The sequence below is a fragment of the Rhodocyclaceae bacterium genome (assembly GCA_020248265.1).
Lineage (GTDB): Bacteria > Pseudomonadota > Gammaproteobacteria > Burkholderiales > CAIKXV01 > CAIKXV01.
This window is the reverse complement of record JADCHX010000002.1, coordinates 438,066-452,101: the sequence shown is the minus strand read 5'-3', so window position 1 is coordinate 452,101 and position 14,036 is coordinate 438,066. Positions and strand designations below refer to the sequence as shown.

Below are 14,036 nucleotides of genomic sequence, written 5' to 3'. Positions count from 1 at the left end.
TCTCCCAGGCCCACTTTTCAAGACCGTCCCATGCCCGCCGATACCCCGCACCCGACTTCAAGACCCGCCGCCTTCACCGACGGCCATGAACTGATGCTGACCGTCACGCTGCCGGTGCGCTGGGGCGACATGGACGCCCAGGGGCATGTAAACAACGTGCAGTACTTCCGGTTCACCGAGCAGGCCCGGATCGAATGGTTCGATCGCTTTGCGCCCGACCGGCACGGCGAGGGCAAGGGGCCGGTCGTCGCGCAGACATCCTGCAGGTACATCCGCTCGGTCGTATATCCGGCCACCCTCGAGATCCTCGTGCACTGTGCCGTGCCCGGACGCAGCAGCTTCCGCCACCGGTACGTGCTGCGCGATGCGAAGGACACCGCGCTGGTCTACGCGGAGGGTGAGGCCGTGATGGTCTGGATCGACCACGAGACCCAGAAGTCCACGCCGATTCCCGACCGCATCCGCGACAACCTGCCGAAGGCCCTGACCTGAAGCGCCCGGCGCATCGGGGGCGGGGGCGCTGGGCCTCCTAAGCAGCCGGCATGTCCGCGCTGGCCGGGCCGGCGCGCATGTCCAGCAGCCCTCCCGACACCGGCGCGCCGGCGGGGTCCAGCAGGTACAGGTAGCCCGGGGCCAGGCTGTCCGGGGTGGGGAGCGTCGACGCGTCCTCGGCGGGATGGGTGCGATTGCGCTGCGGCGTGGCTACCGGACCGGGCAGCAGCGCGTTGATGCGCAGGTTGGAGAACACGCGCCACTCCTGCGCCTGCACCGCCACCAGGGACAGCAGTGCCTGCTTCGACAGCGCGAAGCTGCCCCAGAACATCGACGGTGACAGCGCGTGCGATTCGACCGTGAGCACCACCGATGCCGACGGCGAGGCCTCCAGCAGCGGCCGGCAGGCGCGGTTCAGCGCCGCCGCGGCGACAAGGTTCACGCGCAGCATCGACAGCCAGCGGTCGACCGTCTCGTCGTCCAGGGGGCGCAGCTGGTCGACATGCACCGCGCAGTGCACCAGCGCGTCCAGCCGGCCGAGCTGGGCGCCGATCGCCGCGGCGGTCGCCTGGAAATCGGCGTCGGTTGCCTTCGCCAGGTCGAGTGCGAACAGCGCCGGCTCCGGCCCTCCCGCGGCGACGATCTCGTCGTAGACCGCGTCGAGCTTCTTCTGCCGGCGCCCGTGCAGCACGACATGGGCACCGTGCCGCGCGCAGGCGAGCGCCACGGCGCGGCCGAGGCCCTGCCCGGCACCGGTGACCATCACGACCCGGTCACGCAGACAGTCGGCGGCGGGCGCATAGGTATCGGGCAGTCGGAATGAGTGCATGTCTTTCGGGTCCTGGGGTTTCGTCCGCGCGGCGGCGGGGCGCGATTATCGTCTGTCGGTCGATGTCTGTCGCTCGATGTCTGTCGCGGGTCATCCGGTGCGCAGGCCGGCGAGTACCGCGCCGGCCGCCTGCAGGCCGCTGCGCACCGCGCCTTCCAGCGTCGCCGGATAGTCGCTCGCGACATGGTCGCCGGCCAGTACCACGCCGGGCGCCGCGGTCAGCGTGCCCGGGCGCTGCAGCCCCGGCGTACACGAGAAGGTGGCCTGCCGTTCAGTGATCACCTTGGTCCAGGCGGGTGCCGGCAGTCCGGGCAACAGCCCGCACAGCTGGCCATGCACCTCTGCCGCGAGCGTGCCTGCATCCATCGCGCGCTGCGCGGCCGAGGCGCTGATCACCACGCCGAGCAGTCCGGGCTGGCCGGCCAGTGCGCCGCGGTCGAACACCCACTGGCCGGGGCCTCTGGAAAATCCCGTCATGGGATGGGCCAGCGCGACCGACGGCGGGTACTGCAGGTAGACCGAGGTGATCGGCTCGTGCGCATATGCCCCGACGCACCGATGCACGTCATGCAGCGCAGGCCAGTCCGCGGTGAGTGCGGCGAGCGCGCGCGGGGCAACCGCGAGCACGACGGCGCCGAACGGTCCGGCAGGCTCGGCCCGCTCCTGTGCGAACCGAAGCTGCCACCCGGCGCCGCTGGCGGCCGCTTCGATCCGTTCGACGCGATGGCCGCAGTGCACCGATCCGCCGCGCGACTCGACGTGGCGGGCGGCGGGATCCGGGAACAGCGCGCTGAGGTCGTCCGTCGGCAGCAGCAGGTCGCTCGCTGCGCGCGCGGCGCCCAGGCTGTCGCGCAACACGTTCGCAAAGACCTGCGCCGACGCGCGCTCTGGCGGTGTGTTCAGGGCGGCAACGCACAGCGGGGTCCAGAGTCCATCGACGATGGGCGCGCGCTGGCGGTGTGCATCGAGGAAAGCCTGGACCGTGGTGTCGGCGGCGAGCCGGTAGCCAGCGCGCCGCAGCGCCAGCATCAGCCGCAGTGCGTCGCGGCGTGCCCCCGTGGCCAGTCCGCGTGCCCCGACGAGCGCGGCGGCGAGGTGCAGCGGCGCGGGCAGCCGGGGGGCGCGCATCTGCAGGCCGCCCTCGACATGCCATTCGAGCGGCCGGCGCTGCCAGCCGTCGCCGGCGACACCGGCTTCCCGGCGCACACGGCGGCCGATGGACAGCAGGCTCTGGTAGGCGCCGATGCCGATGTGCAGTCCGTTGTCTAGCACGATGCCGCGGTGCGCGACGCGCCGAGCACGGCCGCCGAGCTCCGGGGCGGACTCGAACACGCGCACGGTGAGGCCGCCATCGGCGAGCGCCACCGCGGCAGCCATGCCGGCGTAGCCGCCACCGACCACGGCCACAGGCGTGCCGCGATTCATCGGGCGCGCGCCGTCTTCCAGGCGATCCAGAGCTTGCGCAAGGGCGTGAGCGAGGTCCTTTCGGTCAGCACCGTCGCACCGCCGTCGCGGATCTCCGCCAGCAGCGTGCGGTAGATCGCGGCCATGATCAGCCCGGTGCGCTGGGCCCGCCGGTCCTCCGGCGGCAGCAGCGCGAGTGCCTCGGCATAGTGCTGGTCGGCCCGGTCGATCTCGAAGGTGATCAGCGCACGGACCGCGGGGCCGTCGCGGCGCTGGATCAGGTCGTCCTCGGAGACGGCGAAGCGGGAGAGGTCTTCCAGCGGCAGGTATATGCGATTGCGCTGCGCGTCCTCGGCCACATCGCGCACGATGTTGGTGAGCTGCAGCGCGATGCCCAGCCGGTCGGCATAGTCGAGCGTGGCCTCGTTCGAATAGCCGAAGATACGCGCCGAGAGCAGCCCTACCGCACCGGCGACGCGGTGGCAGTAGAGCCGCAGGTCGGCGAAGGTTTCGTACCGGTTGTAATCCAGGTCCATCTGCATGCCGTCGATGATTTCGTCGAATGGCAGCCGAGGCAGCGAGAATGCGGCGATCGTCGGCCCCAGCGCGCGCGTGACCGGGTGCGGTGCTTCGCCGCCGGGGACGGTCGCCGTCGCGCCGAAGGCGAGGGCCACCTGATGCCGCCACCAGTCGAGCTTCAGGCGCGCGACCCGGTCTTCGGTGACCTCGTCGACGACGTCGTCGACCTCGCGGCAGAACGCATACAGCGCGGTGATCGCCCGCCGCTGCTCGGGAGGCAGGAAAATGAAGCTGTAGTAGAAGCTCGAGCCGCTGGCGGCTGTGCGCTGCTGGCAGTATTCGTCCGGCGTCACCGCGTGGCCCCCGGTACGGTGGTCGCCGCCGGCCGCGCACCGCCTGCCGGGAACCAGAGCGTGTGCCTTGCGATCGCCAGCCAGTCGAGCGCGCCCAGGACCGGCCGGTGCTGGAACACGTCTCCGCGTACCCGGTGCAGCCGGTGCACGATGCGCAGGCCACCGCTGACGATCATCCGCAGTTCGAGGCCGACGCGGCCGGGCAGGGCGCGCGCGAGTGGCGCGCCCGATTCGAGCATCGCACCGGCTCGCCCGACCTGCGCCGACAGGAACCCACGCCAGCGATCGTCGACGCGTGCCTGCGCGATCCATGATTCGTCCAGGCCCGCGGCGGCCAGCTCGTCCTGCGCCAGGTAGACCCGTCCCTTGCGCCAGTCGACAGCGACATCCTGCAGGAAATTGATCACCTGCAGCGCGCTGCAGATCGAATCCGACCACGCCAGCATCGCGGGCTCGGTGCGATCGAACAGGTGAAGCATCAGCCGGCCGACCGGATTGGCTGAACGGCGCGAATAGTCGAGTACTTCGGCGAAGGACGCGTAGCGCGTCTTCACCACGTCCTGCGCGAAGGCATCGAGCAGGTCGCGGAACAGATCCAGGGGCAGGCGGTGCGCGGCGATCACCTGCGCGAGGTCGCGGAACAGCACGCCCTCGGCCGGCAGGCCATCTTCGATCCGGTCGAGTTCCGCAGCGTACTCGGCCAGTGCCTTCAACCGCTCGCCAGCCGGCGCGTCACCCTCGTCGGCCAGATCGTCCGCCGAGCGGGCGAAGGCGTAGATGATCTCGACTGGTCGCCGCAGCCGGGCCGGCATGACCCAGGAGGCGACCGGGAAGTTTTCGTAGTGATCGACGGGCATCGGGCGGGAGCGGGGGCGGCGGGCAAATGCCGGACGGTGAAGGGCGGTGGACGGGGTGGCCGCGTCGACGATACCACCCGCCCGTTGCCGGGCCGGTGCATCCGTCCGGTGCCGCGGCAGCCGGGACTGCGGCACAATCCGGCGCCGCCATGCACCCGGTCGGCTACAGTCCAAGCCCCGGTAGTTTAAACTCCGCACGTCTGCGGTATGTCGCGGCGAAAGTGGCGGAATTGGTAGACGCACTGGATTTAGGTTCCAGCGCCGAAAGGCGTGAGAGTTCGAGTCTCTCCTTTCGCACCACGGCACCACGGCACCACGGTCCCCGCACGACGCCGCCAGTCCGTTTCCCTCCTGCGCCAGCCAGCCCGGCAGCGGGCCTGTATCGTTCCCATCCATTTGTCGTGACCCCAGCCAATGAACGTATCCGTCGAGAACCTGAGCAACCTTGAGCGTCGCGTCAACGTGTCGCTGCCGATCACGCAGATCGAGTCCGAAGTCGACCAGCGGCTGAAAAAGCTCGCGCGCACCGTCAAGCTGCACGGGTTCCGCCCGGGCAAGGTGCCGTTCCGTCTGGTGGCCCAGCAGTACGGCCCGCAGGTCCGCCAGGAGGTGGTTGGAGACACCGTGCAGAAGAGTTTCGGAGACGCGGTGCGCGAGCGCAACCTGCGCGTGGCCGGCATGCCGAAGTTCGAAGCGGCCGGCGAGGCACCCGAGGCCACCGATTTCTCCTACTCCGCCACGTTCGAGGTCTATCCCGAGTTCGAACTGGGCGACCTCGCGCAGTCGACGATCGAACGCCCGGTCGTCGAGGTCGGCGCCGCCGACATCGACCGCACGTTCGACATCCTGCGCAACCAGCGGGCGACCTTCGTCAAGGTCGACCGCCCGGTGGAAGCGACCGACGAGGTGACGGTCGACTTCGCCGGCACGATCGACGGCATCGCCTTCGAAGGCGGTACCGGGCAGGACGCGCGATTCGTGCTCGGCAAGAAGCGCCTGTTGCCCGAGTTCGAAGCGGCTCTGGTCGGCATGAATGCAGGCGAGACGAAGACGTTCCCGGTGAACTTCCCCGAGGATTACGCCGGTCGCGAAGTTGCGGGCAAGGCGGCCAGTTTCGTCGTCACCGTGAAGGAAGTCTCCGGCCCGGTGGTCCCCGAACTCGACGCCGACTTCGCGCGCCAGATGGGCGTTGCGGACGGCGATCTGGCGCGCATGCGCACCGAGGTCGAAGCGAACGTCCGGCGCGAGGTCGAGCGCCGCGTGAAGGCCCGCCTGAAAGAGAAGGTCGTCGAAGCGCTGCTGGCAGCGACCCCGATCGAAGTGCCCAAGGCTCTGGTCGCCGAGGAGACCGAACGCCTGAAGGACATGGCGCGGCGCGACATGGAGGCGCGCGGCATGTCGATCGGCAATGCGCCGCTGCCCGACGATCTGTTCGCGGCGCAGGCTGGCCGCCGGGTCAGCCTCGGCCTGATCTTCGCGGAGGCCGTGAAGAAGCACGCGCTGCACGCGAAACCGGCGCAGGTAAAGGCCGAGATCCAGGGGCTCGCCGAAAGCTACGAAAGGCCCGAGGAAGTAGTGAAGTGGTACTATGGATCGGCGCAGCGGCTGTCGGAGGTCGAGGCCATGGTGGTCGAAGCGAACGTCGTCGAATGGGCGCTCGGCGCGGCGCAGGTAGTCGACAAGCCGACGGCCTTCGACGAGCTGATGGGCACGGAATCGGCGGGCTGAACGGCCCGCCCTCACACGAAAGTCGGGTCTCAGATGATCAACTGGAACAGTCCGGGCTTCACGGCCGGCGGTGCAAACCCCCAGGGTGGCGAGCGGATCGAACCCCAGGGGCTCGGCATGGTGCCGATGGTGATCGAGCAGAGCGGTCGTGGCGAACGCGCCTACGACATCTACTCGCGTCTGCTGAAGGAGCGCGTGATCTTCCTGGTCGGGCCTGTGAATGAACAGACTGCCAACCTGGTCGTCGCACAGCTGCTGTTCCTCGAATCCGAGAATCCCGACAAGGACATTTCGTTCTACATCAACTCGCCCGGCGGGATGGTGTCGGCCGGGCTGGCGATCTACGACACGATGCAGTTCATCAAACCCGACGTGAGCACGCTCTGCATCGGCCAGGCGGCCAGCATGGGCGCGTTCCTGCTCGCCGCGGGCACGAAAGGCAAGCGCTACTGTCTGCCGAACTCGCGCGTGATGATCCACCAGCCCAGCGGCGGCTTCCAGGGCCAGGCCTCGGACATCGAGATCCACGCGAAAGAGATTCTCTACCTGAAGCAGCGGTTGAACGAGTTGCTGTCGAAGCACACCGGGCAGGCCGTGGACACCATCCTCCGCGACAGCGACCGTGACAATTTCCTTAGCGCTGAAGATGCGATGAAGTATGGTGTCGTCGACCAGGTCCTGATGGCCCGTTCCGCAGGCTGAACGGGCAGAGCGAACCCTGGCGGGCGATCCCGGCAAGCGACGCGCATCGACGATTGACACATCGGCCTGCAGGCCAACCTACCACTCGGGCCTGCGGCAAGGGCACAGGACACCATGACGGAAAAAGTGAGCGGCGGCGAAAAGCTCCTCTACTGCTCTTTCTGCGGCAAGAGCCAGCACGAGGTGCGGAAGCTCATCGCGGGCCCCTCCGTATTCATCTGCGACGAATGCATCGAGCTATGCAACGACATCATCCGCGAGGAGACGCAGGGTGATGCAGGCGCAGCGCGCGGGTCCAAATCCGACCTTCCGGTGCCGCGCGAGATCCAGCAGATCCTCGACCAGTACGTGATTGGCCAGGACAAGGCCAAGAAGATCCTTTCGGTCGCCGTCTACAACCACTACAAGCGTTTGAAGGCGATCGGCAAGAACGACGATATCGAACTCGCCAAGAGCAACATCCTGCTGATCGGTCCGACCGGTTCGGGCAAGACGCTGCTCGCCCAGACGTTGGCCCGGCTGCTCAACGTACCGTTCGTGATGGCCGATGCGACGACACTGACCGAAGCCGGCTACGTCGGCGAGGACGTCGAGAACATCATCCAGAAGTTGCTGCAGAAGTGCGACTACGACGTCGACAAGGCGCAGCGCGGCATCGTCTACATCGACGAGATCGACAAGATCTCGCGCAAGTCCGAGAACCCGTCGATCACCCGCGACGTATCCGGCGAGGGCGTGCAGCAGGCGCTGCTCAAGCTGATCGAGGGCACGATCGCGTCCGTGCCGCCGCAGGGCGGGCGCAAGCATCCGAATCAGGAGTTCGTGCAGGTCGACACCACCAACATCCTGTTCATCTGCGGCGGCGCGTTCGACGGCCTCGACCGGGTGATCCGCGGCCGGTCCGACAAGGGTGGCATCGGTTTTGGCGCCAAGGTGCACGGCAAGGACAACCGCAAGCACATCGGCGAGGTGCTGCGCGATGTCGAGCCGGAAGACCTGATCAAGTACGGCCTGATCCCTGAATTCGTCGGCCGTCTGCCAGTCGTTGCCACCCTCGAGGAACTCGACGAGGCGGCGCTGATCCAGATCCTCACCCAGCCGAAGAATGCGCTCCTGAAGCAGTACCAGCGCATGTTCGCGATGGAGGGGGCCGAACTCGAGGTGCGCGAGAGCGCGCTGTTCGCTATCGCACGCAAGGCGCTGGCGCGCAAGACCGGCGCGCGCGGCCTGCGCTCCATCCTCGAGCAGACGCTGCTCGACACGATGTTCGAACTGCCGTCGATGGAAGGCGTGACCAAGGTCGTGATCGACGAGGCGACGGTCGACAGCGACGGCAAGCCGCTGCTGATCTACTCCGAGCAGCCGAAGGTCGCCGGTTCGGTGTGACGGCAACTGGTGAAGGTCCGCGCGGCGAACGCAGTGCCGGTGTAAGCCGGCATATCCGATGGTGCGCAGGCATCTGCAGAGCGTGCTCGCGCGCACGCAGGCGCGCGACCTTGTAGCATGCAGGGTATGGGATGGCGTTGCCGCCATCCTGGGGATTGCCGGAGGGGCTTCCCGGTTCGTCTTGAACGCGGCCGTTCCAGCCCCACCTACCGTCCCAGAGACTTTTTCCAAGGACGCAAATGTCGCCCAATCAGACCCCCGATCCCGCTGCTGCATCGCCCGCGGTTGCGCTTCCGCTGTTGCCGCTTCGCGATGTCGTGGTATTCCCGCACATGGTGATCCCGCTGTTCGTCGGGCGTCCGAAGTCGATCAAGGCGCTCGAGGCCGCGATGGAATCGGGCAAGAGCATCCTGCTCGCAGCCCAGCGTGTCGCCTCCAAGGACGACCCGGGCGCTGAAGACCTCTACTCGGTCGGCAGCATCGCCAACATCCTGCAGATGCTCAAGCTGCCCGATGGCACGGTCAAGGTGCTGGTCGAGGGCAACCAGCGCGCGAACCTGTCCGACATCCAGGAGACGGCGGGCTTCCTCACGGGCGTCGCCGATCCGGTACCACCGGCCGACGGGCCCGAGGCGACTGAAGTCGAGGCAATGCGGCGCACGATGGTCACGCAGTTCGACCAGTACGTGAAGCTGAACAAGAAGATCCCGCCCGAGATCCTGACGTCCATCGCCGGCATCGACGAGGCCGGCCGCCTGGCCGACACCATCGCTGCGCACCTGCCGCTGAAGCTCGAGCAGAAGCAGGAAGTACTCGAGATGTTCGACGTGAAGAAGCGTCTCGAACACCTGATGACCCAGGTCGAGACCGAGCTCGACATCCTGCAGGTCGAGAAGCGCATCCGCGGCCGCGTCAAGCGGCAGATGGAAAAGAGCCAGCGCGAGTACTACCTCAACGAGCAGGTCAAGGCGATCCAGAAGGAACTTGGCGACATGGAAGACGGCGCCGACCTGGACGAAATGGACAAGCGCATCAAGCGCTCGGGCATGTCCAAGGAAGCGCGCAAGAAGGCCGAGGGCGAGCTGAAGAAGCTCAAGCTGATGTCGCCGATGTCGGCCGAGGCCACGGTCGTGCGCAACTATATCGAGACCCTGCTCAACCTGCCCTGGAAGAAGAAGAGCAAGATCAGCAAGGACCTCAACCAGGCCGAGGAAGTGCTCGACGCCGACCACTACGGGCTCGAGAAGGTCAAGGAACGCATCCTCGAGTACCTGGCGGTCCAGCAGCGGGTCGACAAGGTGAAGGCGCCGATCCTGTGCCTGGTGGGCCCGCCGGGGGTCGGCAAGACGTCGCTCGGACAGTCGATCGCGCGCGCCACCAACCGCAAGTTCATCCGCATGTCGCTGGGCGGCGTGCGCGACGAGTCCGAGATCCGTGGTCACCGCCGTACGTACATCGGTTCAATGCCGGGCAAGATCCTGCAGAACATGACCAAGGTGGGCGTGCGCAATCCGCTGCTGCTGCTCGACGAAGTCGACAAGATGGGCATGGATTTCCGTGGCGATCCGTCGTCGGCACTGCTCGAGGTGCTCGATCCGGAGCAGAACAATACGTTCGCCGACCATTACATTGAGGTCGACTACGACCTGTCCGACGTGATGTTCGTCGCCACGGCCAACTCGCTGAACATCCCGGCGCCGCTGCTCGACCGGATGGAAGTGATCCGGCTGGCCGGTTACACCGAGGACGAGAAGGTCAACATCGCGACCCGCTACCTGGTGCCCAAGCAGATGAAGAATCACGGGCTCAAGGAAGACGAACTGGTGGTGACCGAGAGCGCGCTGCGTGACGTGATGCGGCACTACACCCGCGAGGCTGGCGTACGATCGCTCGAGCGCGAGATCTCGAAGATCTGCCGCAAGGTGGTGAAGGCCATCGTGCAGAAGGATGCCGCCACTGCGAAGGCCGGCAAGGCGAAACCGGCAGACGGCGCGGCGAAGGACGTACAGAAGAAGGTCACCATCACCGCGCGCAACCTGGCCAACTACCTGGGCGTGCGCAAGTACACCTACGGCATCGCCGAGAAGCACAACCAGATCGGCCAGGTCACCGGGCTGGCGTGGACGGAAGTCGGCGGGGAACTGCTGACGATCGAGGCCGTGGTGCTGCCTGGCAAGGGGAAGATGACCACCACCGGAAAGCTCGGCGACGTGATGCAGGAGTCCATCCAGGCAGCGCTGTCGGTGGTGCGCGGTCGTGCCCGGAAACTCGGGCTGACCGACGACTTCTACCAGAAGAACGATATCCACATCCACCTGCCGGAAGGGGCCACCCCGAAGGATGGTCCCAGCGCTGGCGTGGGCATCTGTACCGCCATGGTATCGGTCCTCTCCGGGGTTCCGGTGCGTGCCGACGTCGCGATGACTGGCGAGATCACGCTGCGCGGCGAGGTGCTGCCGATCGGTGGACTGAAGGAGAAACTGCTTGCTGCGCTGCGCGGGGGCATCAAGATCGTTCTGATCCCCACCGAGAACGTGAAGGACCTCGCCGAGATCCCCGAGACCATCAAGTCGAAGCTCGAGATCCGGCCCGTCAAGTGGATCGACGAGGTCCTGGAACTCGCACTCGAGCGTGCCCCCGACCCATTGCCGGAGCCGGCGGCGGAGGCGGCAGCCCCGGTGGCTTTGCCCGCGCCGGTCGACGAAACGGCGAACACGCCAGGCCTGAAGCACTGACGGCGTCGAAACCCCTGGCGCCCGGGGCCTGCTGCATCCCTGGTGCCGGGGCGGGCGGGCAGCCGCCAGGGACGGCTTGACACTCCTCTGGGGCGTCGCTATAAAGCCTGTCTGGTTTTTGATCGTTGATCAGTGTTCCGGTCGCGTGCGGGGCGAACGGGCTTGGCACTGGACAGCGAGCGTGGGTTGCACATCGAAGGCGCGACCCCGTCACGGAACACGGTGACGACCCTGTCGCTGCCTGGTTGTGCACCGGTCCGCCCGGCAGGTGTCGATGACACCGGCACAAAAACGATTTTCTTCCGGATTCGCACAAGAACAAGGGGAACCTGGTGAATAAACAAGAACTGATCGACGCGATCGCCGAGTCGGCGGACCTGTCCAAAGCCTCTGCGGGCCGTGCGCTGGATGCGACGCTCGACTCGATTCGCATCGCGTTGAAGAAGGGCGGCACGATCTCCCTCGTGGGTTTCGGCACGTTCTTCATCGGCAAGCGCGCTGCGCGTACCGGGCGTAATCCGCGCACCGGCGATGCGATCAAGATCAAGGCGGCCAAGGTCCCGAAGTTCCGTGCGGGCAAGGCACTGAAAGACGCCATCAACTGAGGTCTCATTTTCGGGTGCTTAGCTCAGTTGGTAGAGCGTCGCCCTTACAAGGCGAATGTCGGCGGTTCGACCCCGTCAGCACCCACCACACACCGGCCGCTACGATCACGGCAATGGAAGACGTCGTTGCCGGACAGGCATGAACGGCGCGGTTCTTTGCCGAGATTGATGCGGGGAGATGGCCGGAACGTCAAAGCGTGGTTATAATCGGCGGCTCGGCGGACACTTGTTCCGAGATTTTCGAAGCGAGGCAGGGAAGCAGCGGCAAACACACGCAAGAGCAGCTGGAGTGGTAGTTCAGTTGGTTAGAATACCGGCCTGTCACGCCGGGGGTCGCGGGTTCGAGTCCCGTCCACTCCGCCAGCCGCTGTGTTGCCTTCTCCCGGAGATTTCCCGAGGAAAGTCCGGAGAGGGTCCGAGGTCAAGCAAGGCGAACCATCGTTCGCCTTTTTTTTCGCGCAGGCTTCCATGTACGATTTCGTTCACAAGCAGAAGCGGGTCGCCCAGATCATCCTGGCATTGCTGATCCTCCCGTTCGCGTTCTTCGGCATGGAGAGCTACTTTCAGGGGGGCGGCCGCGAAACGCATGTCGCCGAAGTGGCGGGCGAGCAGATCCTGCAGCGCGATTTCGACCGCCGCCTGCGGGAGCAGCAGGACCGCATGCGCGAGGCACTCGGCGCGCAGGCCCGCCCCGAGATGTTCGATGGCGCGGAGTTCCGTACAGCGGTACTGGAAGGCATGATCCAGGAGCGGTTGTTGCAGCGCGCGGCCGATGCAGCCGGCCTGCGCGTGTCCGACGCACAGTTGCAGGGCGTGATAGCCGGCCAGCCCGAGTTCCAGGAGAACGGGACCTTCTCGCTCGCTCGCTACCAGTCGCTGCTGCGCACCGCCGGCATGAGCGAGACGATGTACCAGGAACGGGTTCGGACGGAACTGGCGCTGTCGCAGGTGCAGGCCGCGTTCAATGCCGGCACCATCATTCCGGCGAGCGTGGTGGACCGCCTCGTCCGGGTGATCGACCAGCAGCGCGAGGCGAGCCAGCTGGTGGTCTCGCCGGAAGCCTTCCTGAAGCAGGTCACGCTCGATACGGGCGCGGTACAGAAGTTCTACGAGGCCAACCGCAAGGAGTTCGAAATCCCCGAACAGGTGCGGGTGGAGTACCTGGCGCTGTCGCAGGCTGCGCTCGCCGCCCGGTTGACGGTCACACCGCAGGAGGTCCGGGAGTACTTCGACCAGAACGCGGCGCAGTTCCGCGGGGCGGAAGAGCGACAGGCAAGCCATATCCTGATCCGGCTGCCGGCTGGTGCCGACGAGAAGGCGAAGGCAGCGGCGCGCGAGCGTGCGGCAGCGATCGCCGAGCAGCTGAAGAAGGCGCCGCAGACCTTCGCCGAGGTTGCGCGCAAGTCGTCGGAAGACCCGGGGTCTGCGGCACAGGGCGGAGACCTCGGTTTCTTTGCGCGCGGCACCATGCTCAAGGCCTTCGACCAGGCGGTGTTCTCGATGAAGCCGGGCGAAATCGCCGGTCCGGTCGAGAGTGAAGCGGGTTTCCACGTGATCCGCCTCGCAGGGGTGCGCGGCGAGGCCGGTCCCGGTTTCGAGCAGGTACGGGCGAAGGTCGAGGAAGAACTGCGCCGGTCGCGCGCGTCGCGCCGCTTTGCGGAACTGGCCGAATCGTTCACCAACACCGTGTTCGAGCAGGCCGACACGTTGAAGCCGGCGGCGGATCAGCTGAGCCAGCCGGTGCAGACCAGTGGCTGGTTCAGCCGGCAAGGTGGCGACATACCCAAGGGCTCGAACGACCGGCTGGTCAATGCGGTGTTCTCCGACGATGTGCTGCGCGACAAGCGCAACACCGCCGCGATTGAAGTCGCGCCGGGGGTGTTGATGGCCGCCCGCGTCGTCGAGGTCAAGCCGGCCGGGCTCAGGCCGTTCGCAGAGGTCTCCGAAGCGCTCGAGAAGCGTCTGCGCTTCCAGCGGGCATCCGAACTGGCGATCGACGAAGGTCGCAAGCGGCTGGCGGACCTGCGTGCCGGCAAGGATGCTGGTGGCGGCTGGTCCGCGCCGCAACTGCTGAGCCGGCAGAAGCCCGGCTCCCTGCCCGAGGCCGCGCTGCGGCAGGTGTTCCGCGCCGATGCATCGAAGCTGCCTGCCTATGCCGGTGTCGAGCAGCCGGGCGGCGGCTACCTGCTGCTCCGGGTGTCGCGCGTCGTCGAGTCGCGCGGAATCGATCCGAATGTACGGGCCGGCTTTGCCCGCCAGGCCTATCAGCTGGCTGCACAGGAACAGGTCGGCGCGTACATCACGGCGTTGCGCGCGGGGGCGAAGGTGAGCCTTGCGCCTGCTGCCGTCGAGCGGCCCCAGTAGCGGCGTGGGTTGTCGCGGCGGCGGTCGTTGCGGCGACAGCCATCGGCCGCCGCACCGACCGC

The 14,036-nt window shown here is 66.9% G+C and carries 11 protein-coding genes and 3 tRNA genes; 10 read left to right on the top strand and 4 right to left on the bottom strand.

What is annotated here, in order from left to right:
- Nucleotides 1–93 precede the first annotated feature (93 nt).
- Nucleotides 94–492 carry an acyl-CoA thioesterase gene (locus ING98_02940; GenBank protein ID MCA3100802.1) on the top strand — a complete coding sequence of 133 codons (399 nt, stop codon included), beginning with the start codon at nt 94–96 and terminating at the stop codon, nt 490–492.
- A 37-nt stretch (nt 493–529) separates the two neighbouring features.
- Here ING98_02940 and ING98_02935 read toward each other — a convergent pair whose 3' ends face one another.
- From ING98_02935 to hpnC, 4 genes are all read right to left on the bottom strand, one after another.
- Nucleotides 530–1,321 (bottom strand): SDR family NAD(P)-dependent oxidoreductase, encoded by a 792-nt coding sequence (locus ING98_02935; protein MCA3100801.1) that lies wholly within the window; start codon nt 1,319–1,321, stop codon nt 530–532.
- A 90-nt stretch (nt 1,322–1,411) separates the two neighbouring features.
- Complete coding sequence (locus tag ING98_02930; GenBank protein MCA3100800.1) at nt 1,412–2,746, bottom strand: FAD-dependent oxidoreductase; 1,335 nt, start codon at nt 2,744–2,746, stop codon at nt 1,412–1,414.
- Complete coding sequence (gene hpnD / locus ING98_02925) at nt 2,743–3,597, bottom strand: presqualene diphosphate synthase HpnD (protein MCA3100799.1); 855 nt, start codon at nt 3,595–3,597, stop codon at nt 2,743–2,745. The genes ING98_02930 and hpnD overlap by 4 nt, the downstream gene beginning before the upstream one ends.
- Complete coding sequence (hpnC, locus tag ING98_02920; GenBank protein MCA3100798.1) at nt 3,594–4,454, bottom strand: squalene synthase HpnC; 861 nt, start codon at nt 4,452–4,454, stop codon at nt 3,594–3,596. Before hpnC ends, hpnD begins: the two co-directional genes overlap by 4 nt.
- Before the next feature lie 215 nt (nt 4,455–4,669).
- On the opposite strand from hpnC, the gene ING98_02915 reads away from it, so the two are divergent.
- From ING98_02915 to ING98_02875, 9 genes are all read left to right on the top strand, one after another.
- Nucleotides 4,670–4,754 (top strand) — tRNA-Leu (locus ING98_02915).
- A gap of 114 nt (nt 4,755–4,868) precedes the next feature.
- Nucleotides 4,869–6,182 carry a trigger factor gene (locus ING98_02910; GenBank protein MCA3100797.1) on the top strand — a complete coding sequence of 438 codons (1,314 nt, stop codon included), beginning with the start codon at nt 4,869–4,871 and terminating at the stop codon, nt 6,180–6,182.
- A gap of 117 nt (nt 6,183–6,299) precedes the next feature.
- Nucleotides 6,300–6,884 (top strand): ATP-dependent Clp endopeptidase proteolytic subunit ClpP, encoded by a 585-nt coding sequence (gene clpP, locus ING98_02905; protein ID MCA3100796.1) that lies wholly within the window; start codon nt 6,300–6,302, stop codon nt 6,882–6,884.
- A 114-nt stretch (nt 6,885–6,998) separates the two neighbouring features.
- Nucleotides 6,999–8,270, top strand: a complete 1,272-nt coding sequence (gene clpX / locus ING98_02900) for an ATP-dependent Clp protease ATP-binding subunit ClpX (protein MCA3100795.1) — start codon at nt 6,999–7,001, stop codon at nt 8,268–8,270.
- Between the two features lie 239 nt (nt 8,271–8,509).
- The gene (gene lon, locus ING98_02895; protein MCA3100794.1) at nt 8,510–11,005 is read left to right on the top strand and encodes an endopeptidase La; all 2,496 of its coding nucleotides are present in this window, start codon (nt 8,510–8,512) and stop codon (nt 11,003–11,005) included.
- 332 nt (nt 11,006–11,337) lie between these two features.
- On the top strand, nt 11,338–11,610 hold the full coding sequence (locus ING98_02890; protein MCA3100793.1) for an HU family DNA-binding protein: 273 nt from the start codon (nt 11,338–11,340) through the stop codon (nt 11,608–11,610).
- 12 nt (nt 11,611–11,622) lie between these two features.
- Nucleotides 11,623–11,698, top strand: a tRNA-Val gene (locus tag ING98_02885).
- A gap of 198 nt (nt 11,699–11,896) precedes the next feature.
- Nucleotides 11,897–11,973 (top strand) — tRNA-Asp (locus tag ING98_02880).
- Nucleotides 11,974–12,078: 105 nt separating this feature from the next.
- A complete protein-coding gene (locus tag ING98_02875) occupies nt 12,079–13,974 on the top strand; it encodes a SurA N-terminal domain-containing protein (protein ID MCA3100792.1) in 1,896 nt (631 codons plus the stop codon).
- Nucleotides 13,975–14,036 lie beyond the last annotated feature (62 nt).